The organism is Paraburkholderia sprentiae WSM5005, assembly GCF_001865575.2.
In the GTDB taxonomy this organism is placed as follows: Bacteria; Pseudomonadota; Gammaproteobacteria; order Burkholderiales; family Burkholderiaceae; genus Paraburkholderia; species Paraburkholderia sprentiae.
Genome location: NZ_CP017562.2, coordinates 2,099,863 through 2,126,476, shown reverse-complemented (window position 1 = coordinate 2,126,476; position 26,614 = coordinate 2,099,863). Strand labels below are relative to the sequence as shown.

The window sequence follows — 26,614 nt, the reverse complement described above, 5'->3', positions numbered from 1 at the left end:
AGAGCGCTCGGTGCTAGTTCGAATTCGCGTCGTCGCTCGCACTGCGCAGCGGCGCGCGGCTCTGGTCGTTATTCAGATGCACGAACTTTCTCAACAGCCTCAATAGCTCTCGCGCATCCTCGTCTCCCATGCCGTCGAGCAAACCGTGATTGAGTGCGTTAACGCCGGGAACCAACTCATCGAGCAACTGTTCTCCAGCCGGCGTCAGCAATAGACGACGCTGACGGCGCGGCAGAACTTCGCGCACGATCCAGCCTTTCGCTTCGAGCCGCACCGCGATATCGGCGGTGGTCGACGTGTCGAGACCGACCCGCTGCGCGAGCGTGACCTGATCGAGGCCGGGCAATTCCTGCAGCATCCGGAGCACCGCATACTGCACGGGCGTCACCTCCCGCCCGATCAGATCATGAAACATGGACACGGAAATCTGATGCGCGCGACGGATCAGATGGCCAGGCTGGTCGTACAGATCGATGCTGATCGCGGAAGTGCTGGTATCGGTTGAAGTGGCCATATTGATTCGGAAGACCGCGCGCCTTTTCGCTGCGAATGGAAACGGCGAAGCGGCCTTCGTGTTACCTGATTGAAAGTTCGTCTAGGGGAAAACCTTCATTTAAGCATTAAAGGCGCATTGAGTACACTGAATCGCAATGAGTGTACTGAATGAATGCGCGGATCGATAAGGAGTGAAGCCGACATGTTCCCGAGGAATGCGTGGTACGTCGCATGTATGCCCGACGAAGTCGCGGATAAGCCGCTGGGCCGGCAGATTTGCGGCGAGCCGATGGTTTTTTATCGCAACGCGGACGGCGCCGCGGTGGCGCTCGAAGACTTCTGTCCGCATCGCGGCGCGCCGCTGTCGCTCGGTTTCGTGCGCGGCGGCACGCTCGTGTGCGGTTATCACGGCCTCGAAATGGGCTGTCAGGGCAAGGCGACCGGCATGCCGGGGCAACGCGTCAACGGCTTTCCGTCGATCCGCAGCTATCCGGTGATCGAGCGTTACGGCTTCGTCTGGGTGTGGCCCGGCGATGCGGCGCAGGCCGATGCGGCCAAACTGCATCACCTGGAGTGGGCGGAGAGTGCCGAATGGGCGTATGGCGGCGGCCTTTATCACATCCGCTGCGACTACCGCCTGATGATCGACAACCTGATGGATCTGACGCACGAGACCTATGTGCATGCGAACAGCATCGGGCAAAAAGAAATCGACGAAGCCGCGCCGAAAACCGTGGCCGAAGGGGACGTGGTGCGCACCAGCCGTTTCATGGAAAACGTCGCGGCGCCGCCGTTCTGGAAAATGGCATTGCGCGGCAATGGTCTCGCCGACGACGTGCCGGTCGACCGCTGGCAGATCTGCCAGTTCACGCCGCCGAGTCATGTGCTGATCGAGGTGGGCGTCGCGCATGCCGGGCATGGCGGCTATCATGCGCCGGCCGATAAAAAAGCGTCGTCGATCGTGGTCGATTTCATCACGCCGGAAACCGAAACGTCGATCTGGTATTTCTGGGGCATGGCGCGCAATTTCCGTCCCGACGATGCTGCGCTGACAGCAAACATCCGCGAAGGGCAGGGAAAGATCTTCAGCGAAGATCTGGAGATGCTCGAACGTCAGCAGCAAAACCTGTTGCGCTGGCCCGAGCGCAAACTGCTGAAACTCAATATCGATGCGGGCGGTGTGATGTCGCGTCGCGTGATCGATCGTCTGGTCGCGCAGGAACGCGCGGAGACGGGCGTGCCCCACGCTGAAGCGACGCATGTCATGCCGGTGCGGACGGCCACATGAACCATCCTGTGCTGAATGTAGTGGTCGCGCGCCGGCGCAATGAAGCGCCCGGTATCGCGAGCTTCGAACTGGCGAGCGAAAACGGTCAAGCGTTGCCCGCTTTCGAGGCCGGCTCGCACGTCGACGTGCATTTGCCCAATGGGCTCGTGCGTCAGTACTCGTTGTGCAACGATCCGCGCGAGACGCATCGCTACCTGATCGCGGTTCTGCGCGACGAAACGGGACGCGGCGGATCGAAAGCGGTGCACGATCGGCTCCGCGAAGGCGATCGCCTGCGGATCAGCGCACCGCGCAATCGTTTCGCGCTCGCTGACGATGCAGCGCATCACCTGCTGCTCGCGGGCGGTATCGGCGTGACGCCGATTCTTTGCATGGCGGAGCGGCTTGCCGCGAACGGCGCTTCGTTCGACATGCACTATTGCACGCGCTCGAAGGAACGCACGGCATTCGCCGAGCGTCTCGCGCAGGCTGGGTTTGCGAAGTCGGTCCAGCTTCATCACGATGACCATCCGGGCGGCTCGACGTTCAATATCGATCAGACGCTGAGCCATGCGCCGAACGGCACGCATCTCTATGTGTGCGGCCCGCGCGGCTTCATGGACTTCGTGCTCGAGCGCGCGCGGGCCAAGGGCTGGCCGGAACACAGGCTGCACTACGAGTTCTTCGGCGCGCCCGCGAATCCGGCGGCGACAGGCGGCAGTTTCCAGGTGCGCATCGCGAGCACCGGCGCGACGATCGACGTGCCGCCGCAATGCACGGTCGTGCAGGCGCTGGCCGCGCATGGCGTGGAAGTCATCACGTCGTGCGAGCAGGGCGTGTGCGGGACCTGTCTGACGCGCGTGTTGTCCGGCGAGCCGGATCATCAAGATTCCTATCTGACCGACGAGGAACGAGCGGCGAACGATCAGTTCCTGCCGTGCTGCTCGCGCGCGAAATCGCCGCTGCTGGTGCTGGATCTATGACCTTTTGCGGTACCACGCGCGTGCCGCCCGTCGTACCGCTTATTGCGCCTTCCCCTTCCCATCTGACGAACTCAGCGTGTGGACACTCAACGCTGGATCGTGCGCAATCGATTCTTCGGAGAACGGGATCAGCGCCCATTGTTGGGCTGCGTAATCGCGCGTGCCGTCGGCATAGTGCGGCGACGCCGGATCGTCCGATTCGGATGGCGCGAGCAGCGTGCGGGCGATCACCCCATCCTTGGCGAACCACACGATCTGAAGATACGTGTCGCCCATTGGCTTGACGTTCATTGAATAGCCGCTCGCATCGAATGGATGAGCGGCACACGCCGCGGTGAAATAGCCGCCCGTGTCGCAACCCCCGAATAGCGGAATGCGTTCGTGGTCGCGTTGCACATAGAGTGCCGCACTGCGCGGCGCATCGATCGCGATGCCGGCGCGTTGCAGTGCCGCGAGCGCGTCATGCAGCGCGGCGGCGAGCTTCGCCGGATCGGCGGCGATGCCCGCGGGCGTGGTCAACGGCTTCGCGCGATCGAACGGCACCGCGTATAGCTGCGCAGGCGGAATAGTCAGCAGACGTCGCCACAGTTCATCCCACAAGGTGGCACCCACCGCGCCGGCCGCGGCCGTATCGTCCCATGCGGCGAGTACTTTGCACGCGGCGCGCTGTTGGTCGGCGTTCGGATCGGCCGGCAGCGCCGCGAGCGCGTCGCTACTGCACACACGGTCGAGCACCGGCTGCTTGAACAGCAACGCCGACATCGAGCGGCTGTCGAGCGCGGCGCGGCCGAGCGCATCGGCGCTCACGCCATGTGGATCGTTCTGCAATTGCGCGGCAATCATATGGCCGAGCCGTGTGCGCAACGACTGCGGCGTGCCGGTCGGACCGATGATCTTCGCGTAGCCGGTCATCGGCTCGGCCGGGTTGCTGAGCCAGTAACTGTCGTTGAAATTGCCGAGATAGTCGCGCCGAAGCAGCGACGGCATCTGCGTGACCGGCAACGCGCGATGCAATACCGCTCCCGGCTCGTCGCGCCAGTCGCAGTCGCTGCGCGAAGCGTCCAGGACCGGCACGCCGGGCAAGGCCTGCGCCATTGCCTTACCGACCGGCGGCGTGCAGCGCTGCGCGAGTTCGTCGGGCACGTCAGGAATCGCGCCGATATCCGCGTACGAGACGCGCGGATCGTCGCGGCCGATCGCGAGCGTGTCGACCCACGGCATAGCCGCGTTCTTCTTCTGGATACGGATGAAATCGTCGAGCGAACTCGCCTGATTCCATTCGAGGAAGTTTTCGAGCACGCGGAAGTTGTCCGTGTTGATATCGCGCAGCGCGAACGCCTGCTGCGCATTCCACGCGAGCGCGGGCGACATCGGGCCGAGATTGACGAGCGGGCCGAAGCGCGAGCGGTACATCGTGCGTGACACCGTATGCAGCGAACCGTCGGGCGCGAGCACGTCGACGTTCACGCGCGTCGGCGTCATCGCTTCGCTGCTGCCGTCGACCTGATACCGGGTCGGCGCGCCAGGCACGAGCGTCAGCTTGAAGAGACCGAAGCGCTTCGCGGTGGACACGGTATGCGTCCACGCGATGTTGTCGTTGAAGCCGATCATGATCAGGGGCACGCCCAGAAACGACACGCCACTGACGTTCAGCTTGCCCGGAATAGTGAGTTGAGCCTGGTAGAAGCGATCGGGGCCGGTCCAGAACCAGTGCGGATTGCCAAGCAGCAGCGCGCTGCCCGTATGCGTCGCGTCCGCGCCGAACGCGAGCGCGTTGCTGCCGATGCCCGCCTGCCCGCCGAATTCGGCAAGCGGTGCGTCGACGGGGACGACGTCATCGTGCAACGCGCTTTGCGGCGGCACCGGTACGGCCTGCGGCGGTCGTGCGGTCGCGATCGCATTGATGAAGCGCGCCTCGCCGCCTGCCAGATTGGCCGCGTACTGTCGCCGATAGACGTCCGCGATGTTGATCTTGCCGAGCCACGGCGCCGTGCGACAGGCCGTATGCGCGCCCGGAAAATCGCCGTGCTCCAGATCGACGACGTAGCGGTTATAGCCGGCGACGAAGCCGTCGATCAGCGCGCGAATCTCGTCGGTCTGGCTTTTGCGGTAACGCGCGATGGCCGCGTCGTCGACGATGAAACGGAAGAAAAAATCCGAGTTCAGATTGTCGGGCTGGCCGAATGTCGCGCCGAGCGTGGGACGCGCGTCGGCGCCGAAAAAGCGCGAGCGTTCGCCGCGATAGGTAACGAAGCTCTCGGCCATCGTGCACAGATTGTCTTGCGCCTGCGCGTAGCCATATCCGTAGCCGAGGCTGTCCCAGTCGTCGGCTTTGATGTGCGGGATGCCGAGCGCGGTGCGGCGGATGTCGGCGCGATAGGGGCCGGTGTGCGCGACGTTGTCCGTATCCGGGCTCGCGCAGCTTTGCAAGGCGACCGCGACGGGAAGGACGATGAGCGGGGCGACGAGGCGGCGGAGCAGGGAGACGTTCGAACGCATGGGCCTTTTTTTCCGGTCGGCGGACGTTGAGCGGTGACGGGCGTGCGAAGAAGATTGTGAATCATCGCCGTTTAGGCGTGCTCTGATTTCTTTCGAACCGTCAGTTAGCTATTAATGTCGTGTGGCTAGAAGCAGTGGTGCTGCATGCCGGTCATAGTCATCGACGAACGTTGAATCTACAGCGAGAAGCTATACCGTGCCTGATGAAATTTTTGTCTGCAAGATCAAGACGTCGCGGTCGGTTCCCGCCAGGCTGATTATCGTCACCCTGACTGTGATTCTCGCGCTGGCGGCGCTCGGCTATCGAACCGCGGCCAAGCAGATGACAGAAGCCACTTTTCATGATCAGAGATCGGATGACGGGAAATACATCGCCCGGTATGCATACCTGCCCGCGACCGCATTGCCTTGAGGCTCTACCGGCCTGCTACGAAGGAATTGCTTGCCGAGCGAGTTTATCGATATCCGGAGCGAATCAGGCTTTTCTGGACAGAGGACTCTTTGATATACGACACGTCGGCGGAAGGCGACGATGGAAAAATTGAGCTACCGCCGCCGTGGTGGGACCGTGTCAAGGCAAAGCTAAGCTAGCCGAGCGAAGCCCGCTGGGCGGCGGGCTTCGGGGAATCTTTTGGTGCTGACGCAGCGACTATTTCCACCGGAGATGGCTAGTCGCCAACTTTTCGCTGACCGCGCTTCATGCACCACCGGAAAACCAGCACGACTGCCGCGAACCCTAGCACGATAGCGGCCGACGACATGAAGAATGCCAAGTCGGATTCCTGATATGCCGTCGTGACCCCGTACATGCGAACCGCCCATTTCCATATCGGATTCGAAAAATTCAACGGCGCTTCTGGATACATCATCCACCACAGCGCATTGACAACGATTGCGAACAGTAAGTTCAAGCCGACCGAGACGCAGATGAGGAATTTTTTCATCTCACAATCACTTCACCGTACGCTTTAAGTTCCGATCCAGGCACGGATACTTTCGGCGTGTTGATAAATATAGAACGTATATGATGCCAGTCTGCGAGTTGGTCGATAGTGATGCAGCCCTCGCTTTTCCCCAATCGTCCCTTCGGATGCAATCGGAATTGGCCACGAATGATGCCGTCGCATAAGAGTTTGTCGTCGTCAATATGGCCGTCGATAGCGTACAGCGCGAACCATTCGCTCTTGTTATTGCGATTCAGATTAAGCCGCTCTTTCCACGGGCCGAGAGCGCCTCCGGATCTTCTGTCAAAAATATAATACGTGCCCGCGGGGATAGCACCATACGTCGGCGTGCACGTTCCCGCCGCTTTATTGATATAACTCCCTTGTCCAGAGTATGCAGGAAACGATAGGGCGCCAATCCGAAATTCACTCATTGGCTTGCCATTTAATTCGAACGAGCATTGAAACATCAGTCCTCCAGATCGACCGATAAAAGTCAACTAATGGATAATCAAGTTGTGCCGAGCGCGCATTTTAAAGGCGATTTATTTTGAGAAGGCTAATATCAAAATAAAAACTTGCGGCAGCAATCCACGTCTCTGCAACGACTGGTTGACGCATTCCGATAACCGAGCGAATGCGCCCTTCTGCTGACATGCCGCAGTCAGCGCGAACCTGCCCCCGCACCCGCGCTATTCGCGGCCTGATTTTTGCTGACCTGCTTGGGCGTCGCTTCGGTCGCAGGAGACGACGCGTGTTGAAAGCTCATCACGATCAGCGGGGTCCTCAGTGACAGCAGCGGCAGCATCCGGAACGTCAAGGCGGCGCATCACGCGCGGCAGCGTCACGTGGTTACCAGCGCTGGCTGTCGCTTCCGCGCACGCCGCCCACGCGAACCCGGTGGCGCCGCTGAACTACTTTCTGCACGCGGCAGGCCCGGCGGCCCGTCCGACGCTGTACCTGGGCTGGGTCTTCACCGCGATCGTCATACTGGTCACGCTGATCGTCGCCGGCCTGTTGATCGGCGCGATGGTCCGCAAGCGTCCCGCGGCGCAACCGGACGCGCTGAGCGCCGAGCCGGGCGGCATCCGCTGGGTGTTCATCGGCACCGCCGTGTCGTCGGTCGTGCTGCTGGCGATGCTGACGTATGCACTCATCACGCTCGAATCGGTCGCGTCGCCGGCGTCGTATCCACACTTGACGATCACGGTGACCGCTTACGACTGGTGGTGGAGAGCCGATTACAGCGGCGATCCGAATCCGGCCCGCAACTTCACGACCGCGAACGAGATTCATATTCCGGTCGGTGAGCCAGTGAAGATTCAGCTCAAAAGCGCGGACGTCGTGCACGCGTTCTGGGTGCCGCAACTCGCGGGCAAGACGGAAGCGATTCCCGGGCAAACCAACGAGCAGTGGATTCAGGCGGACGGTCCAGGCATTTATCGTGGGCAATGCTCGCAGTTCTGCGGCGCGCAGCACGCGCATATGGCATTCGAAGTGATCGCGCAGGACGCCGCCGCGTTCAACGCCTGGCGCGACGCACAGGGACGCGCGGCCAGCGTGCCCACGGCGGACGCAGCGGTGTCGGCGGGCCAGCATCTGTTCGAAGAGCGCTGCGCGGGTTGCCACACGATTCGCGGCACCAAGGCCACCGGCCTGCAGGCGCCCGATCTGACGCATCTCGGCTCGCGTCGCATGATCGCGGCGGGCGCACTGAGCAATACACCCGACCATCTGCTCGACTGGATCGAGCACGCGCAGCGGATCAAACCCGACGCATTGATGCCCAGTATCGCGCTGACCACGCGCGAGGCCGCCGCGTTGTCGGCGTATCTCGCGACGCTGCATTGAAGCGCACAGCAATCGAGGAGCCCGTTCAATGTCCGATCATCCCGCTTCCTCTTCGATGCCCGCACTGACCCGCACGCCGCGGCGCGGCCGCGTGGTGCCCGGCAGCGAGCAGGAAAAGCGCCTGCGCGAAATCTGGGAGTCGCGACCCGGCTGGCGCGGCTGGTTCTCGACGGTCGACCACAAGACCATCGGCCTGCGCTACCTCGTGACCGCATTCGTGTTTCTGCTGATGGGCGGCGTCGAAGCGCTGATCATGCGCATCCAACTCGCGCGTCCCAACGCGACGGTGCTCACGCCTGAACAGTACAACCAACTGTTCACGATGCACGGACTGACGATGATCTTTCTGTACGCACTGCCTGTTCTGTCGGGCTTCTCGAACTATCTCTGGCCGCTCGTGCTCGGCGCGCGCGACATGGCTTTTCCGCGCTTGAACGCGCTGTCGTACTGGGTGTTCCTGTTCGCCGGCATCTTCCTGTATGCGAGTTTTCCGACCGGCCAGGCGCCGGACGCGGGCTGGTTCAACTACGTGCCGCTGTCAGGCCTCGAGTACAGCAACGGCCCGAACATCGACGTGTACGCGCTCGGCATGGTGCTGCTCGGCATTTCCACGACGGTCGGCGCGATGAACTTCGTCGTCACGCTGCTGAGGATGCGCGCGCCGGGCATGTCGCTCGATCGCGTGCCGGTGCTGGTGTGGGGCACGCTGACCGCGTCGGGCGGCAATCTGCTGGCGGTGCCGTCGGTGAGCCTCGCGTTTCTGATGCTGTGGATGGACCGCCGCATCGGCACGCATTTCTTTGACGTGCTCAATAGCGGGCGGCCCTTGCTATGGCAGCACCTGTTCTGGATTTTCGCGCACCCGTGGGTCTACGTGGTCGTGTTGCCGGCCATGGGGATCGTGTCGGACGCTTTGCCGGTCTTTTGCCGCCGGCCGCTGGTGGGGTATGGGCCGGTCGCGTTGGCGACGGTCGCGACGATGGTGATCGGCTTTGCCGTGTGGATTCACCATATGTTCGCGACCGGTATCCCCGCGCTTGCGTTGTCGTTCTTCGGCTCGGCCAGCATGATCATCGCGGTGCCGAGCGCGGTCGCGACGTTCGCCTGGGTGGCGACGATCTGGACCGGCCGGCCCGTGTATCGCGTGCCGTTCCTGTTTTTCGCGGGCTTCGTGCTGCTGTTCGTGATCGGCGGTGTCTCCGGCGTAATGACGGCCGCCGTGCCGTTCGACTGGCAACTCACCGACACGTATTTCGTCGTGGCGCATCTGCACTATGTGCTGCTCGGCATCAACGTGTTTCCGGTGATCGGCGGCATCTACTTCTGGTTTCCGAAATTCACCGGCAAGATGACGAACGAGCGTCTCGGCAAGCTCGCGTTCTGGGTGCTGTTCATCGGCTTCAACGTCGCGTTCTTCCCGATGCATATCGCGGGGCTGCTCGGCATGCCGCGCCGCATGTACACATATCCCGCCGACATGGGCTGGAACACGGTGAATCTCGTCACGTCGCTCGGTTCGTTCGTGTTTGCGGCCGGCGTGCTGCTGTTTCTGATCGATATCGCGGTGAGCCTGAAACGCGGCAAGCTCGCCGGCAATAATCCGTGGGATGCGCCGACGCTCGAATGGTCGGTCAGCTCGCCGCCGCCGCCGTATAACTTCGCGGTGGTGCCGACGCTCGCGAGCCGGCACCCGCTGTGGGAGGGCCGAATCGAGGAGCCGGGCGCCGCGAATCAGACGCGCTCGCAGCTCGACGAAGGCTATCTGCTCGCGCAAGGTCGAGAAGCGCTGGGCACGACCGCACTCGAGGCGAGTCCCGACGTGATCCTGAAGATGCCCGAAGATTCGTACGCGCCGTTCTGGCTCGCGGTCTTCGCCGCGCTGCTGTTCGCGGGGCTGGCGTTGACCGCCTGGGTTTTCGTGGGTGCGATGCTGGCCGGCTGCGCGGTCTCGATCATCGCGTGGCTGTGGCCCGAGCGCGCGCTGATCCAGCGCGAGCCGGTCGCGGTCGAGGATGCGGGAGGCTGACATGAGCGATGCGCTGGATCTGAATCGCTCGTCGAGCGAACCGGACGAAACCACGCGTCCGTTGCCGGTCGGCAGCGCGGGCGAGCGATCGAGCGGCTGGTGGGGCTGCTTCACGCTGATTACGACCGAAGGGGCGCTGTTCGGCTATCTGATCTTCTCGTATCTGTATCTGGCGTCGCAGAGCCAGCAGCATTGGCCGCCCGAGGGCTTGCCCAAGCTCGGGCTCGGCGGCGCGAATACGATCATTCTGCTATCGAGCAGCGTGTTCGTCTGGTTCTGCGAGCGCTGCGTGCGTCGGCGGCGGTTGCGGCTGGGTGTCGCGTCGATGGCGGTCGGCATCGTGCTGGGGTGCATCTTCATGGGCATCCAGTTGCGCGAATGGCACAACCATCCGTATGGCCTGACCTCGCATCTCTATGGCTCGTTGTACTTCACGATTACCGGCTTTCATATGGCGCACGTGCTGGTCGGCATCGTCGTGCTGACGCTTTTGCTGATCTGGACCGCGCTCGGCTATTTCGACGACAAGCGCTGCGCGGCGCTGTCGATCGGCGGGCTGTATTGGCACTTCGTCGATGTCGTGTGGCTGTTCATTTTCAGCACGCTCTATCTCACGCCCTATCTGTTCCGGGAGTGGTCATGACGACGGTGCACAGGGACTCGCGCATCTCGATGCCTTACGTGCTGATCGGTCTGTTCGCGGCGCCGTTCGCGTGGATGTTGCAGATGATGTTCGCGGAAACGCTCGCCGCACAGGCCTGCTATCCGTACAACCATCCGCTCGGCGCACCGCTGGTGCCGTGGATGCGTCCTGCGATCGTCGCGCTCGGCGCGCTGTGTCTGATCGCGGGCGCCTTCGGCACGTGGCTCGCGTGGCGCAATCTTCGCCGCGTCGGGCCGCTGCAACTGGGCGCGCTGAACCGCGAGCGCCGCACGCGTGCCGAACTCGACTGGTTTCTGACGCGCGTCGCGGTGATGTGCAGCGCGCTGTTTCTGTTCGCATTGATCGCCACGGACATCGCGATCGCGATCGTGTCGCCGTGCAGGTGGTGGTGATGAAGCACGACCTGTTCCACTCGGTCAGCTTCGCGATCGCCGCCGCATGCGCGCTGGCGATAACCGCGACGGCAAACGCGGCCGCGGGCGACGCCACCGCGAACACCGCAAGCGCATCCACGGACGCCGCGCAGGTCGCGCGCGGCGCATACCTCGCCAAAGCCGCCGATTGCGCCGGCTGCCACACGGCCGCGCCTCGCGTCGCGCATCCGGGCGCGGCGCCAGTCGCTACGCCGCCGTTTGCGGGGGGCCTCGGCATCGGATCACCGTTCGGCACCATCTATACGTCGAACATCACGCCAGACCCGCAATACGGCATCGGCCGTTATAGCTATGACGACTTCGCGCGCGCGGTGCGCGAAGGCATTGCGCCCGGTGGCAAGCGGCTTTATCCGGCGATGCCGTACCCGTCGTTCGCGAAGATTACCGATGACGACATGCACGCGCTGTATGCGTACTTCATGCACGGCGTGCAGCCGGTCGCCGTGCCGGCCCCGCCAACGCGCTTGCCGTTTCCGTTCAACCAGCGCTGGGTGTTGATGTTCTGGGACTGGGTGTTCGCGCCGAAAAGCCAGTTCAAAGCCGATCCGAAACGCGATGCGCAATGGAATCGCGGCGCGTATCTGGTGCAATCGCTCGGCCATTGCGGCGCCTGCCACACGCCGCGCGGACCCGGCTATGAAGAGCGCGGCTATGACGGGTCGGCGTCGGCCTATCTGACCGGGGGCACCAACGATCACTGGTTCGCGGCGAACCTGACCGGCGACGAGGGCTCGGGGCTCGGCCGCAGTTCCGCGACCGACATCGTCGCGTTCCTTCGAAACGGCCACGGTGACGGACTCATCCCGTTCGGCAGCATGGTGCAAGTCGTCGAAGACAGCACGCAGTACCTGAACGACGACGATCTCGCCGCGATCGCCGCGTATCTGAAGAGCCTGCCGCCACGCGCGCCAAGCGGCTATTTCAATGCGCGCTCGAGCGCCGCGCAACAAACCGTGCAGGCGCTGAAAACGGGGGATGTCGAAAGACCCGGCGCGGGCATTTACGCGTCATATTGCGCGCGCTGTCATCAGATGGATGGGGCCGGGGTGCCGCAAAAGTATCCGCGCCTCGCGGGCAACCCCGCGGTGTTGTCGGCGTCGAGCGTGTCACTGGTGCGCTTGCTGGTCGAAGGGGGGAGCAGTCCTCATACCGAGTCGGGACCGAAGCCGCGCAAGATGCCGTCTTTCGCCGGCAAGCTGACGGATACCGAAATGGCGCGCGTGCTCACGTTTGTTCGAAATACATGGGGAAATACGGCTCGACCGGTGACGCGAAACGACGTGTCGAGCGTGCGCGACGCATTGCATAAATAAGCGCCGACTGGCCTGGTTATGCGGGGTTGCGCCGCATCCCACGCGGCGCCGTTCCCGTTAGCCCATGTGCAGACCGCCGTTCAGCGAGAAATCCGCCCCGGTCGCAAAGCCCGCCTCATCGGACGCGATCCACGCGACGATCGACGCGATTTCATCCGGCGTGCCGAGACGCCGCACCGGAATCGTCGCGACGATTTTTTCCAGCACCTCCGGGCGGATGGCCTTGACCATGTCGGTGCCGATGTAGCCCGGCGACACGGTGTTGACGGTCACGTTCTTGGTGGCCACTTCCTGCGCGAGCGACATCGTGAAGCCGTGAATGCCGGCCTTGGCCGTGGAGTAGTTGGTTTGCCCGAACTGGCCTTTCTGACCGTTGACCGACGAGATATTGACAATGCGCCCAAAGCCTCGTTCGACCATGCCCTCGATGACCTGCTTGGTCACGTTGAACAGGCTCGTGAGATTGGTGTCGATCACCGCTTGCCAGTCTTCGTACGTCATCTTGCGGAACATGCCGTCGCGCGTGATGCCCGCGTTGTTGACGAGCACGTCGACTTCACCGACCTCATTCTTGACCTTCTCGAACGCTTTCGTGGTGGATTCCCAATCGGCGACGTTACCTTCCGATGCGACGAAGTTGTAGCCGAGCGCTTTCTGTTCTTCCAGCCATCGGGCTTTGCGCGTCGAGTTCGGGCCGCAGCCCGCGATGACGGTGTAGTTCTCTTTATGCAAGCGCTGGCAGATGGCGGTTCCGATACCACCCATCCCGCCGGTTACATATGCAATTCGATTTGCCATAAGTCCTCCTTGTTTAGCGTGAGTTGGAGCGAATTTGATTGGAGGATGAAGCTATTATTGGCAGCCGCCAACGAGCGGCACGATGGGCATTTTCACCTAGGGGTTAACTGCCGAATCAGGAGGGTGGAATCGTTGCTTGACGGCGCAATGATTTGCGTTGATTGCGGCATGAGCGCTTTGCGAACTCCGCGCGGCCCGATCCCGCCGGCCGGCCTGCTGTCCTTGCCTGCGCGCCGTCTTCCTCTTACCCTTGGCGTTGGCCTTAAGTAGGTGCCCCGGACACAGTGCAAGAGACTGCCTGCACGATCGCCGATTCGGGGCGCATAGCCGTCCATCGTTCCTGCGTCTATTTGCGTGATCATCAGAGGCACATCGGGATGACTGATTATCTTGCTGACATCGATCCCGGCGGATTGAACTTCGTCGGGATCTTCGGGCTGTTGATCGGCGGCCTCGCGCTGTTTCTTCTCGGTCTGGAGTTCCTGACCGGCGGCCTGAAGGCGATCGCGGGATCGAGACTGCAGTCGCTGATCGGCGTGCTGACCGCGAACCGGTTTCGCGGCGTGGTGGCGGGCGCCGTGGTGACCGCGCTGCTGAACTCGTCGACCATCACGACGGTACTGATGGTCGGCTTCGTGTCCGCCGGCCTGATGACGCTGGCCCAGGCGGTGCCGATGATCATGGGCGCGAACATCGGCTCGACCATCACCGCGCAGATCATCGCCTTCGACGTTTCGCGTCTGACGCCATTCATGCTGGCGATCGGCTTCGTGCTGCACGCGTTCGGTCCGCGCGAGCTGCTGCGGGAGATCGGCCGGGTCGTGATGGGGCTAGGGCTGCTGTTCATGGGCATTCAGCTGATGGGGGAGGCTACGCATCCGCTGCGCACGTACCAGCCGTTCATCGACGCGATGCAGGACATGCGCAATCCGCTCGTCGGCGTCTTCGTGGGAGCGGTCTTCACCGCGATCGTGCAAAGCTCGGCGGCGACGCTCGCGATCGTCATTGCGTTGAGCGGCCAGGGCTTGATGCCGCTCGAAGCCGCCATCACGCTGATTCTCGGCGCGAATGTCGGCACCTGCGGCACCGCGTTGCTCGCCTCGATCGGTAAGCCGCCGGAGGCGGTGCAGGTTGGCGTCGTGCATCTGGTGTTCAATGTGCTTGGCGTAGTGATCGCGCTATTGCTCATTCCGCAGATGGCGGAGTTCGTGCGCTGGATATCGCCGTCGCATCCGGAACTGCAAGGTCTCGCGCGGCTGTCGGCCGAGGCGCCGCGCCAGGTCGCCAACGTGCATACGCTTTTCAGTGTGGCGAACACGCTGCTGCTGATCTGGTTTACCGGCCCGATCGCGCGGCTCGCGCAATGGGTCGTGCCGAAACGAGCGAAGCCGGCCCAACCCGCGGGCGACCCGCGGTATCTCGACGAGTCGTCGTTGACGGTGCCGGCGCTCGGACTGCAACGCGTGCGTATCGAATTGACGCGGCTCGGCGCGCAGGTGCTCGAGGTCGTGCAACGCGGCTCGCAGATGGTGTCGACCGGCACGATGGAAGAGATCAATCAGATGCTCGATCAGGACAAGGAAAGCGACCGGCTCGCCTTCGAGATTCTTCAATATATCGGCCGCTTATCGCAGGGGCAGCACTCGGAGGACGAAGGTCAGCAGATCGTCGGCTATACGCAGGTCACGAGCCATCTGGAGAGCATCAGCGGCATTGTCGGCACCACGTTGATGACGGTCGTGCAGCAGCGAATGGCGCAGCAGATCGACCTGCTGCGCCTGCGCGATGCGGCGACCACGCAGTTTTCCGAGGCGGTCCTTCGCAATCTCGAGCAGGCGATCGGCACGATCCAGGCGCCCGATCCGGAGGCGATCGCGCGGGTGATCGACGCGAAAGCCGGCATCGACAAACTCGCCGCGACCGCGCGGCAGGTCGTGCTCGCGAAGCTTCAGCTGGCGGACAAAGCGGACGTGGTCACGTTCCGGGTGGCCATGGACCTGATCGAGCAGGGCCGGCAGATCGCGCAGTTTGCGCGGGCCATTGCGAAAAACGTCGCGGCGTTTCAGTAGCTTCTATCGGGCGCCGGGATCATCGATCGATAGATTCACGCGGAAGTGATCGCCAGCACACGGACGTTCGCGTTGCGCGAGCGCTAAAGTTTCTACGTGTCATCCTCGTGACAGGCTTTCACGGAGAGTGGGATTGCCCGCCTGCTGTGCGGGCTTTTTTTCGCTTCGCGCGCATTGTGGTATCGGTAGTGAATTAACACACATCGCGTCCGGAATTTGATAGCCTGTTTCGCAGCAGAGCACTGAACTCAAGGAGGGATTCACGATGATCAGGTGGCTTGCTAACTGGGCTTCACAACATGCTCCTACTCCCGAGAAACAGGCCGAACGCGCGCTGAACAACTTGCGCATGGAACTGTTTCAGGCCGAACAGCTCGTGCTCGACGCACATCTGCGTGCCGATTACTACCGGGCTCGGCTGACCTTTCTCGAAGAGGTCACGAGAAAGGGCATCGAACAGGTATCGGACGAACGCAAGGCGCCTCAAGAGCCTCCCCAGCCGTTGCGGCCGGGACTCAAGCTCACTGCGGCCCAATAGCCGCGTGATTGCATCGCAATGTGTTCCGTCACCCACGTTTCGACACGTGGGTTGACGGCGCTTCGCTCACAGCGAAACGCCTGCTTCGTCCTGCTTAACTTGCCAGATCGGGCGGCAGCTTGCCGCCGTTTGCCGCGAGCGCCTGCATCACCTGCTTGTGCAGCCAGATGTTCATGCTCGCCGAGTCGTTCATGTCGCCGCTGTACTTCAATTCCTGCGCAAGTTGCTTGCGGTGGTCGAGACTGCTGTCGACGCCGAGCGCTTTCATCGTGTCGACAATCGACGTGCGCCAGTTCAACGTCTGTCCGCTTTCGCTGACGAGTTGATCCATCACGGCGGCCACGTCGACGTCGGTCAGCGGTGCAGGCGCAGCGGGAGCATTGGGCGTCGCGGCTTGTGCGGCGGCCGGGTCGGGGGTCGGCTCCGTCGCGGGGGCAGGTTGGTCCGGCTTCGCTTTGCCGAACAGCTTGTGCACGATGTCACCAAAAATACTCATTTCCGAAATCTCCGCGGTTGAATGACGAATGCGAGTGGGGGCACTCGCAGGACATAGCCCTACTATGCTACGCGATGTACCGCGGTGAAAAACGTAATATTTTGTCAAACGTGACCTGAAGGGCGGCTTCACCCTTCAGGCCATTCGCGAATACTTGTCGAATCAGAAGTGCGTATGCAAGCCGACGCGTGCGATCGCCTGGATCTGGCCGCTCGACGCGCCGTTCGCGCTGTTCATGCCGTTGATCTGCGCGAAGCCGCCCGAGCTTGCGCGCTGATAGAGACCCATCAGATAAACACTGGTCCGCTTCGACAGCGAGTAGTCGACGATCGCCGCGAGCTGGTGAGCATGATTATTGTCGACGACCGAATTGCCCTTCATGTACATATACGACGCGCCCGTGGCCAGCGCCGGTGTGAACCGGTACTGCGCACCGACCGAGCCTTCATAGACCGAGCCGCCATTCGCCGAGTTGTGCACGGTCGTGAACAGCGCGTTGGTGAACCACGCGCCGAATCGGTAGTGCGCGCCGAGACCCCAGTTGCGCACGCTGACCTGCGGCGAGCCCGCGGTGTAGTACTTCACGTTCGTATAGGCGGCGTTGGCGCCGAAAGAATTCGCCGCATAGGGAATTGCCCGTTGTTCAACTGGTACTGGTTCACGAGTTCGAAAATGGCCTTGGTGCCACCACCGAGATCTTCCGAACCTCTGATGCCCCACAGGTTCGGGCCGTTGACGCCGTCATCCATCTTGACGTTGCTTTTGCCTCCCTGGTTGCTCACATACGTCACTCCGGTATCCATGAGGCCGAAGAGCGTGACGCTGCTTTGCGCATGCGCCGCAGTCGACATCAAGGTACTCGCGAGAACGGCGAGCGCGATCTGCGTCTTCTTCATCGAAACGATCTCCTTTTATATTTAGTTTTGCCAAACGAAGCCGTATAGCTGTGCCGCCTTGGTGGATCACGAAGGTCTCAGTTGGTCTTCGTGATGCAAAACAAGCCGGGCACCGGTGAACGGGGCTCAATATAGTCGGCGCGATGTTCATGAGGAAGTGGCGCGGCCGCTCCGAAAAGCGCAACTGATCGAACAGTAGGCTGTCAGCCATCGCGGGGTTTACGCGAACTCGAACAGCGGCGCGCTGATTGCATCATTTCCTGGTATGTGTCGTAGTTCATTGAAAGTAAAAAGTTTTATGTTTGCGTCGGATCAACGCGACGTTTACTAGTCGCCACGCAAAAAGAATAAAAGGCGAAAGAATTGCAATGATCACGACGACGGGCCGATAAGCAAAACAGAAGGCTCTTTGCGTTGATTCGCAAAGCGAGCGGACATAGCGGTTGGTTCACGCCACAACATGGCACTACCCGCGATCGACGTCTCGTTCTTCTCTACATGAGCCCACGCACGGATGATCGGGTTGTCGTTGCAAGGGGATTACAGAAGTACTCGAAAATCTCGGCGCGACTCATCGCGATCCAATGCATTTCAATCTGTTTCTTTTCGCATCTAAAAAAGTTATGGCGGGCGGTCGCTCAAGATGTCGACGCACGGTCGAGTCGGCTCGCGTCGCTGTGCGTCAGTCCTTGTGTCATCGGCTCGAGCGGGTGCCGAGCATCGTCTGGATCGACGAGCCGGCGTATCGGAGAGCCGCCGATATCGCTGATCCTTGTGGTTAACCCGCGATTTCTTGTCATTCACCGTCTGGCTAACTTCGCGACGAAGACGTTTCTGAGCGCCGAAGTACTAAAAAGAGGAGATGTGAATCCATGAAGGTGAAGACATGCGTCGCTCATCGCGAATGCGTGATGCGCATCGCGAGCACACGCACCGGTCCAGTAGCGGACCGCGACAACCACGCAGGAGAACAAATATGAGAACGCTGCAATCCCTGAAGTTGCTGTCGGGTATCAAGGCGCGCAGCGTTTCTGTGCTGACGTTGATCGCGGTTTGCGCGACTGCCGCGATCGTCGCCGCATGCGGCGGCGGAAGCAGCGGCGGCGCGCTCACCTACACGCCGCTGTCGGTCGTTCAGCCCGTCGTCGATTGCTCGAAGCTCACTTCGATCGATATCACCGACATCGGCGGTGCGGGCAGTTCGATTAGCTCGGCGAGCGTGACCAACGCAACGGTCAACGGCGCGACGGTCGCGTTCTGTACCGTTAAGGGCACGCTCGCTCCGTCGAATGCATTCGAAGTCGCGCTGCCGGTCAGCACATGGACGCAGCGTTTCGCGGAACTCGGTTGCGGCGGTTTGTGCGGCAACCTGAGCGATCCGACCCAGCAAAGCTCGTTCAGCTTCTCGTATCAGTGCCCGCTGGTGCAGCAAGGCGGCTTCGTGACGGCGGCGACCGACATGGGTCACACAGGCCAGGATTCGAGCTGGACGACGGACCCGCAAAAGCAGGCCGACTTCGCGTATCGCGGCCAGCACATCACGACGCTAGCCGCGAAAAAGCTGATCAGGGCTTATTACGGACAGACGCAGAAGTACTCGTACTTCATCGGCTGCTCGGACGGTGGCCGCGAAGCGCTGATGGCCGCCCAACGCTACCCGACCGACTACAACGGTATCGTCGCGGGCGCACCGGCCGCGCACTTCCAGATCCAGAACTCGCTGTATCACGGCTGGAGCGTGAAGTCGCAGAGCACGACCGGCACCAGCGCCGGCAATGCGATTTTGTATGCCGACAAGGCCACGCTGCTGCACAAAGCCGTCGCTGCTGCATGCGGCGGCGGCAGCGGTGCGGCCGACGGCCTGATCGCCGATCCGCGTACCTGCCATTTCGACCCTGCGACGATCCAGTGCGCGAGCGGCGCGACGAGCACCAGCAACTGCCTGACCACTGCTGAAGTCACGACCGCGAAGGCGATCTACAACGGCCCGACCGATGCGACGACCGGCGAGTACATGCTGGCGGGTTCGCCGCTGTATGGCTCCGAAGCGAACTGGATCGGCGTCGAAGTGCCGGCGACGAACTCGACGGATGCACCGGTTTCGGTGACGAAGCTGTTCAGCTATTCGATCGTGACGGGCGCATACAACCTGATCTTCACCGGCTCGCCGACAATGCCCACCATCGACACCTTCGGCTATCAGGACGCCAGCTTCTACACGACTTACCTGAAGGCGAACCATTCGTTCATCGACGCGACGAGCCCGGACCTGTCCGCGTTCAATGCTGCCGGCGGCAAGCTGATCCTGTGGCACGGCTGGGCTGACCAGCACATCTCGCCGCTGTTCACGATCCAGTACTACGAGGCGATGCAGAACGCGATGGGCGCGTCTGCCGTCGACCAGTTCGCGCGTCTGTATCTGGTGCCGGGTGTCGGTCACTGCGGCGGTGGCGAAGGCAACCCGAATATCGACCTCGTGTCGAAGATCACCGGTTGGGTCGAAGAAGCCAAGGTGCCGACTTCCGTGATGACGTATCAGACCGATTCATCGAGCAACGTGACGGCGTCGCGCCCGGTCTATCCCTACCCGGCGGTCGCGAAGTACACCGGTTCGGGCGACTGGCACAACGGCGCGAACTACACGCAAGGCGCACCGCTCTACACGGCATCGTCGCGTACGTGGGCCGGCTCGAGCTTCTACGCGCCCTATACGCCGACGACACGCGGTGTCGCGGCACCCTGAGCCGAGTAGCCATTCCATGCGAGTTCGTTCCCGGCTCATCTGTTCTGTTTATCGCGGTGCCCGCAAAGCGCGATTCGGCAAGCCCGCGCCCAAGGGCCTTGGATTTAGCTCGAGCTCTTGCCCAACGGGCCTTTGCGCAAATCGCCCCAGCTTCGCCGGCGCTATGCGGAACGGCGAAAACGCGGATACTCGCCTCGACCTGTGGTTAACCCGCGCTTTGGCGCGCGAAAGACGAAACGTACCGTCACGGCAGCAACTTGAGTAACGCGTGCAAGGAGCCATCGTCACGATGGTTGCAGGGCCGACGTAGTTTGCGGAGCAGCCCGCTTCGGGCGCGCGACGAGACCAATGAAGGAGACAGGAGATTTCTGATGACGAGTACTACCCGCGGTAACAGGATCGATATCAAGGCGTTCATCGACGAACGGTCTATTTCGCCCTACCAGTGGCTATTGGTCGTGCTGTGCTTTCTGATCGTGACCGCCGACGGCATGGACGTCGCGATCATGGGTTTCGTCGCGCCGTCCATCATTCATGAATGGGCGATTTCGCGCCCGGAATTCGGGCTCGTCATGAGCGCGGCGCCGATCGGTCTCGTGATCGGCGCATTGTTCGCGGGGCCCGCGTCGGACCGCATCGGCCGCAAGCGGGTGCTGATCACGTCGGTGTTTCTGTTCGGCGTGTTCACGATCGCGACTGCGTTCACGCAATCGCCGTTTTCAATGGCGGCGCTGCGTCTGCTGAGCGGTATCGGCCTCGGCGCCGCCATGCCGAACTCGACGACGCTGCTGTCCGAGTACGCGCCGCAACGCAAACGCGCGCTGCTGATCACCGTGATGTTCACGGGCTTCAATCTCGGCTCCGCATTGATCGGCTTCGCAGCCGGCTGGCTGATTCCGACTCACGGCTGGCGCTCCGTGCTGATTTTCGGCGGCGCGCTACCGCTCGTGCTGATTCCGTTCCAGGTCTGGCTGCTGCCTGAGTCGGCCCGTCTGCTCGCGGTGCGCGGCGCGCCTGCGCAGCGCATCGGCAAAGTGCTTGGCCGGGTGTGCGGCGCGCACTTCGCGGGCAATGAAGTGTTCGTGTCGAACGAACCGCCGCTGCCGACTCGCAAGCCGATCGGCGTACTGTTCTCGCAAGGTTATGGCTCGATGACGATCGCGCTGTGGGTCACGTATTTCATGGGTCTGCTCGTGATCTATCTGCTGACCGGCTGGCTGCCGACGCTGATGAAGGATGCGGGCCTGTCCGTCACGACCGCGGCCAACGTCACGGCGATGTTCCAGATCGGCGGCACGATCGGCGCGATCCTCGTCGGCTGGATCATGGACAAGGCACGTCCGGCGCCGGTCATCAGTGCCGCATATATCGGCGGCGCACTGTGCGTGCTCGGGCTCGGCTACATCGGCGCGCTGTCGTCGTCGCTCGCACTGCTCGTGTTTGCCGCGGGCTTCTGCATGAGCGGCGCGCAAACCGGCCTGAACGCCTTTGCGCCCGGCCGCTACCCGACCGTTGCGCGGGCGACCGGTGTGAGCTGGATGCTCGGCATGGGCCGCTTCGGCAGCATCTTCGGCTCGGCGATCGGCGGCGCGCTGCTCGGCCTCGGCTGGCAGTTCGGCGCGATCCTGGCGATGCTCGCGATCCCCGCTACCCTGGCCGCGATCGGCATCCTGGTGAGCCAGCGCGTAGCCGGCGAGGAAACGGTGGCGCAGCCGAATATCGCGCATTGACGCAGGCACGAACGCGGCGCGCGAGCGTTCGGCGTGCGCCGCCGGTCTAATTCATCTACTGAGGAATCATGGTGATCATCGACATTCACGGCCACTACACCACCGCGCCCAAAGCGTTGGAGGCGTGGCGCAACCGCCAGATCGCAGGCATCGGAAATCCGTCCGGAATGCCCATGGTGTCGGAATTGGAGATTAGCGACGACGAGCTGCGCGAGTCGATCGAACGCAACCAGTTGAAGCTGATGCGCGAGCGCGGCCTCGATCTGACGATCTTCAGTCCGCGCGCGAGTTTTATGGCGCACCACGTCGGCGACTTCGAGATCTCGAGCACGTGGGCCGCGATCTGCAATGAACTGTGCTATCGCGTAAGCCAGCTGTTTCCCGAGAACTTCGTGCCGGCCGCGATGCTGCCGCAAAGTCCGGGTGTCGATATCGCCACCTGTATTCCTGAACTGGTCAAATGCGTCGAGCAGTATGGCAATGTCGCGATCAATCTGAATCCCGATCCGTCGGGCGGTCACTGGACCAGCCCGCCGCTGTCGGAGCGCTACTGGTACCCGATCTACGAGAAGATGGTCGAATACGACATTCCCGCGATGATTCACGTGAGCACGAGCTGCAATGCGTGCTTTCACACCACGGGTTCGCACTACCTGAATGCGGATACCACCGCGTTCATGCAATGCCTGACCTCGGACCTGTTCCGCGATTTCCCGACGCTGCGTTTCGTGATTCCGCACGGCGGCGGCGCGGTGCCGTATCACTGGGGCCGTTTCCGGGGCCTCGCGCAGGAACTGAAAAAGCCCTTGCTGAAGGACCATCTGCTGAACAACGTGTTTTTCGACACCTGTGTCTATCATCAGCCGGGCATCGATCTGCTCACGCGCGTGATCCCCGCGGACAACATCCTATTCGCGAGTGAGATGATCGGCGCCGTGCGTGGCATCGATCCGGAAACCGGTCACTATTTCGACGACACGAAGCGCTATATCGAAGCGGCGCATGTCGACGTAGAAGCGCGTCACAAGATCTACGAAGGTAATGCGCGGCGGGTCTATCCGCGTCTCGATACTTTGCTGAAAGCGAAGGGGCTGTAACCATGTATGAAATCGGAGTCGTCTATCGCAACGTCCAGCGCGCGGATGCGGACGTTGCCGCGAAACTCGGCACGCTCGGTTCGGCCACTGTGCACGAAGCGATGGGCCGCACGGGCCTGCTCAAACCATATATGCGGCCGATCTACGCCGGCGCGCGCGCGAGCGGCACGGCCGTCACGGTGCTGCTGCAACCGGGCGACAACTGGATGCTGCACGTCGCGGCCGAACAGATCCGCCCCGGCGACGTCGTTGTCGCGGGCGTCACCGCGGAGAGCACCGACGGTTACTTTGGCGATTTGCTCGCAACCAGCTTCAAGGCACGCGGCGCGCATGCGTTGATCATCGACGCTGGCGTGCGCGACATCAGCGTACTGACCGAAATGAACTTCCCGGTCTGGAGCAAGGCGATTTCAGCGAAGGGCACGGTCAAGGCGACGCTCGGCTCGGTGAATATTCCGGTGGTCTGCGCGGGCGCACTCGTTACGCCGGGCGACGTCGTCGTCGCCGATGACGATGGCGTGGTCGTGGTGCCGGCGGCCGCCGCGCAAGCGGTGTTGGACAAGGCCGCGGCGCGCGAGGCCAACGAAGCCGGGAAGCGCGCGAAACTCGCCTGCGGCGTGCTCGGTCTCGACATGTACAACATGCGCGGGCCGCTCGAGCAGGCCGGGCTGCGTTACAAGGACTGACAGGCGTGGTGGCAGTGTTCAACGCTCGAGCCGCGCGCGCGCCGATCACCGGCATTTCGTCGATGGCCACGCGCGAGGTGCTGGCCGAACTCGCGGCGTCATACGAGCGGCGCACCGGGCAGCGCGTCGCGATCGAATCGGTCGGCGGCGTCGAAGCGGCGCGCCGTGTCGAGGATGACGAAATATTCGATGTCGTCGTGCTCGCGGCGGACGCGATCGAGCGGCTCGTGGTGGCGGGCTGCGTCGATGCGACGAGCCGGGTCGGGTTGGCGCGCTCGGGCATCGCGGTCGCGGTCGCGGCCGGAGAAACGCGCCCGGACATCGCGACCGAAGCGGCGCTGCGAGACGCAATTCTCGGTGCGCGCAGCATCGGTTATTCGACGGGGCCGAGCGGCACGCATCTGCTGAAGCTGTTCGAACGCTGGGGCATCGCCGGGCAAATTGCGTCACGCCTCGTGAGGGCGCCGTCCGGCGTACCGGTCGGCAGGCTCGTCGCGCGCGGAGAAGTGGCGCTTGGCTTTCAACAGATGAGCGAATTGATTCACGTGCCGGGCATCGACGTGCTCGGCGAGCTCCCGGCCGCCGTCCAGCTCATGACGACTTTCACCGCCGCGCTCTGCACGGCGGCGCGCCAGCGTCAGGCGGCGCAGGCGCTGCTGGCGTTTCTGGCATCGCGCGAGGCCGACGGCGCTAAGCTGCAAAACGGCATGTCGCCGGCTTGATGGCTCCCGGCGCTCGCCGCGCGGTGAACCGATCTACGAATGCGCGCCCGCTCAGGCGAGCAGCTTGCCCCACTGGTAATCGACGCTGTCTGGCGTGAAGGGCAGCACGCCCGCGCCGGGCGTAAACGTCAGCTCGCCGAAATAAACGCGATCGTCCGGCGCATACAGATCGACGCGCACGTAGTCGAAGTCTTCGCACAGGCGGGCCGCGACGTCGAGTACGGCCTGTAGATGCCGTGGGCGCGGAGCGGGCGCCGCGCTGCGCTTGTAGTCGCCGATCGCGATATCGAGGTGATTCCAGTCGATGTCGTACACGTCGCCGTGCGTCGCGTTACCGAATCGATCCGAGATCACGAGGATGTAGATGATCGGCCGACCGGGACGGCCGCCGAAGCAGTGCAGCTTGAAATCCGCCGGAATCTGGCCGCGCTGATCGAGCAGCAGTTGCTCGAAGAAAACGCGTGCCTTGATCTGCCGATAGTGCCGCTCGCGCCCTACGTAATAGAATTCGGCGCGCAGCCATTGGTCGGCGAGCTTCTTCAGCTTCTCGAACGAGGTCTCCGATTTGTTTCTCACCAGTTCGACGTAGCTGCTACCGTGATTGGCTTTCATCACGAAAGCATCGGGGAGCGCATCGAACACGTCAGGCGTGAATGCATCGGGCGCTGCGATCAGCGGTATCAAATGCTTGTCGCCGATCTTGCGGGCAACGTATTCGCGCACCAGCAGCTTGTCGGTCAGATCGATATAGCGCGGATCAGGATGAAGATTGCGCTGCAGGATCTTCTCATTGAACGTCACGGGACGAATCAGGTTCGGATAGCGGCCAATGCATTTGTGATGTAACAGGCTTAGAAAAAGGGCGTCCGGCAACAGCGTTTTCGCCGCTTCCTTGAGCTTTCTTACGGTGGAGGGCGATTGCCGGTGCAATGAATGCGCGCCGCCGTGCAACCCCGGCCGTTCGCCGGGCGCAGCTGAGGCGATATCGCCGCTCCGTAGGGCGGCCATGTTGTCCTGGGTGACGGCCGTGTCATTGGTGGCCAGCTCGGCGGATTTTATGATCGTCATGTTGTTATCCTTTGCGATCGAGTCGACGGGTCGTTCCCGGAGTAACCGGCAACCGAAAATTAAAGCGTCAGCGGCGCCTGCCGCAACATCTCCGTCGCGGCGCTCCAGCTTTCCTCCGGCGTCAGCCAACGTTCGTCCGCATCCACATGCTGTTGCGCGCGGAATTGCGTCGGCGACATGCCGTAGCGTTCCTTGAATAGCCGGCCGAGTCGATTGCCGTCGCCCATTCCGCAGCGGCGCGCGATCTTGTCGACCGGCAAATCGGTGTTCTTCAGCATCGAGCGAACGATCTCGAAGCGTGTGCGCAGCAGATATTCGAGCGGCGTCATGCCGAACTCGCATTTAAAGCGACGCTGGAAGTTGCGCTTGCTCATTGCCACCGATTCGGCGGCCTGCGCAACCGAAATAGCCTTGCTGTAGTTCTCCTTGATCCAGCGCGCCGCTTCGCGAATCTTCTCCGTCGTCGTCGTGATGTTGCCGTCGTCGAATTCCGAGCGGTTTTTCTCGGCGTAGCCGGTTTGCAGGATGCGGCCGATCTTGCGGGCCGTGTCGGTATTGATATCGCGTTCGATCTGCGCGAGCGCGAGATCGGTCGGCGTCACGTTGCTTTGCGTGCGCGCGGCGTCACCGCTGTCATCGAACAGAAATATCGGCACGATCGATTGCAGTGGATCGTTGCAGACGACTGCAAGATTGGCGCCCTGTTGCATGCCGAAGGATGCGATCGAGCCTTGCAGCGAGATCCACGACAGAAAGCGGTCGTTGGATTCCGCCACTTCCGTGACGTCCCGGCACGCGACGAAGAACGCGTGGAAATCGGCGAGGCAGTAACGTTCGAGTCCTTGCGTCCAGATCGATATGCCCGAGGAACTGGTGACGAGACCGCCGCCGTCGGACACCACGGTAAACCGGTATGGCGCCTCTTCGCCGGCCGTTCTCTTGCACTCGTTGGCAAGCCTGAACGCGTCGCCGATCGCGCCGGTACTTGCCATCGAACAATCCTGAAAGACGAATAGACCAATGTGCTTCATCACGCGAGCTTCTCCAGTCAGGAAAATCTACGCATTGAGATTAGCGCAATGAATTGGGCGAGACGAGCTTGGCCGGCAGGCGCGGGTGTTTTGGCGTAATCGTCAGGATCGCAGAAATTCTTACCTCGCTATTCGCTCGAATGCGTGCTACCAATTAACGTTGCGCGGCATTTTTTTCTCGATCTATTAGCCCGATTCTTGCAAGCGAAAAGCACCGGGATCAGCGGAATGCGCCGAGTGGCATGGATTCGGCGCAATTAGCGG

Annotated in this window: 23 protein-coding genes and 1 pseudogene; 15 read left to right on the top strand and 9 right to left on the bottom strand. The window is 62.2% G+C overall.

Translation table 11 applies throughout. From position 1 onward, the window contains the following. Positions 1-13: 13 nt before the first annotated feature. Positions 14-514, bottom strand: coding sequence for a MarR family winged helix-turn-helix transcriptional regulator (locus tag BJG93_RS26350; protein ID WP_027195020.1), 501 nt, complete (start codon positions 512-514; stop codon positions 14-16). A 183-nt stretch (positions 515-697) separates the two neighbouring features. Between BJG93_RS26350 and BJG93_RS26345 the strand changes: the two genes are divergently transcribed. Both BJG93_RS26345 and BJG93_RS26340 read left to right on the top strand, forming a co-directional pair. Next, on the top strand, positions 698-1,783 hold the full coding sequence (locus BJG93_RS26345; RefSeq protein ID WP_027195019.1) for an aromatic ring-hydroxylating oxygenase subunit alpha: 1,086 nt from the start codon (positions 698-700) through the stop codon (positions 1,781-1,783). Further along, positions 1,780-2,745, top strand: coding sequence for a PDR/VanB family oxidoreductase (locus tag BJG93_RS26340; RefSeq protein WP_027195018.1), 966 nt, complete (start codon positions 1,780-1,782; stop codon positions 2,743-2,745). The genes BJG93_RS26345 and BJG93_RS26340 overlap by 4 nt, the downstream gene beginning before the upstream one ends. A gap of 39 nt (positions 2,746-2,784) precedes the next feature. Here the strand turns inward: BJG93_RS26340 and BJG93_RS26335 are convergent, their stop codons facing one another. After that, on the bottom strand, positions 2,785-5,244 hold the full coding sequence (locus BJG93_RS26335; RefSeq protein ID WP_027195017.1) for a penicillin acylase family protein: 2,460 nt from the start codon (positions 5,242-5,244) through the stop codon (positions 2,785-2,787). A 196-nt stretch (positions 5,245-5,440) separates the two neighbouring features. On the opposite strand from BJG93_RS26335, the gene BJG93_RS26330 reads away from it, so the two are divergent. Beyond that, the gene (locus BJG93_RS26330) at positions 5,441-5,656 is read left to right on the top strand and encodes a hypothetical protein (RefSeq protein ID WP_027195016.1); all 216 of its coding nucleotides are present in this window, start codon (positions 5,441-5,443) and stop codon (positions 5,654-5,656) included. Between the two features lie 256 nt (positions 5,657-5,912). Here the strand turns inward: BJG93_RS26330 and BJG93_RS26325 are convergent, their stop codons facing one another. Then, a complete protein-coding gene (locus tag BJG93_RS26325) occupies positions 5,913-6,188 on the bottom strand; it encodes a hypothetical protein (RefSeq protein WP_027195015.1) in 276 nt (91 codons plus the stop codon). After that, positions 6,185-6,658 (bottom strand): DUF2778 domain-containing protein, encoded by a 474-nt coding sequence (locus BJG93_RS26320; RefSeq protein ID WP_082194514.1) that lies wholly within the window; start codon positions 6,656-6,658, stop codon positions 6,185-6,187. Before BJG93_RS26320 ends, BJG93_RS26325 begins: the two co-directional genes overlap by 4 nt. Positions 6,659-7,016: 358 nt before the next feature. On the opposite strand from BJG93_RS26320, the gene coxB reads away from it, so the two are divergent. Genes coxB through BJG93_RS26295 form a run of 5 tightly spaced genes read left to right on the top strand, consistent with a single transcriptional unit; the run spans position 7,017 to position 12,476 of the window. After that, positions 7,017-8,039: a cytochrome c oxidase subunit II gene (gene coxB / locus BJG93_RS26315; RefSeq protein WP_027195014.1), complete on the top strand. Its 1,023-nt coding sequence runs from the start codon at positions 7,017-7,019 to the stop codon at positions 8,037-8,039. A 28-nt stretch (positions 8,040-8,067) separates the two neighbouring features. Then, the gene (gene ctaD / locus BJG93_RS26310) at positions 8,068-10,065 is read left to right on the top strand and encodes a cytochrome c oxidase subunit I (protein WP_027195013.1); all 1,998 of its coding nucleotides are present in this window, start codon (positions 8,068-8,070) and stop codon (positions 10,063-10,065) included. Between the two features lies 1 nt (position 10,066). Beyond that, the gene (locus tag BJG93_RS26305; RefSeq protein ID WP_027195012.1) at positions 10,067-10,708 is read left to right on the top strand and encodes a cytochrome c oxidase subunit 3; all 642 of its coding nucleotides are present in this window, start codon (positions 10,067-10,069) and stop codon (positions 10,706-10,708) included. Beyond that, on the top strand, positions 10,705-11,121 hold the full coding sequence (locus BJG93_RS26300) for a hypothetical protein (protein ID WP_027195011.1): 417 nt from the start codon (positions 10,705-10,707) through the stop codon (positions 11,119-11,121). Before BJG93_RS26305 ends, BJG93_RS26300 begins: the two co-directional genes overlap by 4 nt. Then, positions 11,121-12,476: a c-type cytochrome gene (locus BJG93_RS26295; RefSeq protein ID WP_034478448.1), complete on the top strand. Its 1,356-nt coding sequence runs from the start codon at positions 11,121-11,123 to the stop codon at positions 12,474-12,476. Before BJG93_RS26300 ends, BJG93_RS26295 begins: the two co-directional genes overlap by 1 nt. Before the next feature lie 57 nt (positions 12,477-12,533). Here BJG93_RS26295 and BJG93_RS26290 read toward each other — a convergent pair whose 3' ends face one another. Further along, positions 12,534-13,274 (bottom strand): 3-ketoacyl-ACP reductase, encoded by a 741-nt coding sequence (locus BJG93_RS26290; RefSeq protein ID WP_027195009.1) that lies wholly within the window; start codon positions 13,272-13,274, stop codon positions 12,534-12,536. A 377-nt stretch (positions 13,275-13,651) separates the two neighbouring features. Here BJG93_RS26290 and BJG93_RS26285 point away from each other — a divergent pair, with 377 nt between their 5' ends. Beyond that, a complete protein-coding gene (locus tag BJG93_RS26285) occupies positions 13,652-15,343 on the top strand; it encodes a Na/Pi cotransporter family protein (RefSeq protein ID WP_027195008.1) in 1,692 nt (563 codons plus the stop codon). 265 nt (positions 15,344-15,608) lie between these two features. Then, the gene (locus BJG93_RS26280) at positions 15,609-15,881 is read left to right on the top strand and encodes a hypothetical protein (protein WP_027195007.1); all 273 of its coding nucleotides are present in this window, start codon (positions 15,609-15,611) and stop codon (positions 15,879-15,881) included. Positions 15,882-15,975: 94 nt separating this feature from the next. Here the strand turns inward: BJG93_RS26280 and BJG93_RS26275 are convergent, their stop codons facing one another. Beyond that, positions 15,976-16,377: a DUF3597 domain-containing protein gene (locus BJG93_RS26275; protein ID WP_027195006.1), complete on the bottom strand. Its 402-nt coding sequence runs from the start codon at positions 16,375-16,377 to the stop codon at positions 15,976-15,978. Positions 16,378-16,539: 162 nt separating this feature from the next. Continuing rightward, a pseudogene (locus BJG93_RS26270) lies at positions 16,540-17,273 on the bottom strand (porin). 976 nt (positions 17,274-18,249) lie between these two features. Here BJG93_RS26270 and BJG93_RS26265 point away from each other — a divergent pair. The 5 genes from BJG93_RS26265 to BJG93_RS26245 all read left to right on the top strand — a co-directional run bounded on the left by BJG93_RS26265 (position 18,250) and on the right by BJG93_RS26245 (position 24,251). Continuing rightward, entirely contained in the window at positions 18,250-20,016 is a 1,767-nt protein-coding gene (locus tag BJG93_RS26265; RefSeq protein WP_027195005.1) for a tannase/feruloyl esterase family alpha/beta hydrolase, read from the top strand. Positions 20,017-20,387: 371 nt separating this feature from the next. After that, on the top strand, positions 20,388-21,746 hold the full coding sequence (locus tag BJG93_RS26260) for an MFS transporter (RefSeq protein ID WP_027195004.1): 1,359 nt from the start codon (positions 20,388-20,390) through the stop codon (positions 21,744-21,746). A gap of 71 nt (positions 21,747-21,817) precedes the next feature. Continuing rightward, positions 21,818-22,843: an amidohydrolase family protein gene (locus tag BJG93_RS26255; protein WP_027195003.1), complete on the top strand. Its 1,026-nt coding sequence runs from the start codon at positions 21,818-21,820 to the stop codon at positions 22,841-22,843. Between the two features lie 2 nt (positions 22,844-22,845). Beyond that, positions 22,846-23,529: a 4-carboxy-4-hydroxy-2-oxoadipate aldolase/oxaloacetate decarboxylase gene (gene ligK / locus BJG93_RS26250; protein ID WP_027195002.1), complete on the top strand. Its 684-nt coding sequence runs from the start codon at positions 22,846-22,848 to the stop codon at positions 23,527-23,529. Positions 23,530-23,534: 5 nt separating this feature from the next. Next, the gene (locus BJG93_RS26245) at positions 23,535-24,251 is read left to right on the top strand and encodes a substrate-binding domain-containing protein (protein WP_034477922.1); all 717 of its coding nucleotides are present in this window, start codon (positions 23,535-23,537) and stop codon (positions 24,249-24,251) included. 51 nt (positions 24,252-24,302) lie between these two features. Here the strand turns inward: BJG93_RS26245 and BJG93_RS26240 are convergent, their stop codons facing one another. Further along, positions 24,303-25,319, bottom strand: a complete 1,017-nt coding sequence (locus tag BJG93_RS26240) for an ATP-grasp fold amidoligase family protein (RefSeq protein WP_027195000.1) — start codon at positions 25,317-25,319, stop codon at positions 24,303-24,305. A gap of 59 nt (positions 25,320-25,378) precedes the next feature. Next, complete coding sequence (locus tag BJG93_RS26235) at positions 25,379-26,311, bottom strand: GlxA family transcriptional regulator (RefSeq protein WP_174566117.1); 933 nt, start codon at positions 26,309-26,311, stop codon at positions 25,379-25,381. Between the last annotated feature and the right edge of the window lie 303 nt (positions 26,312-26,614).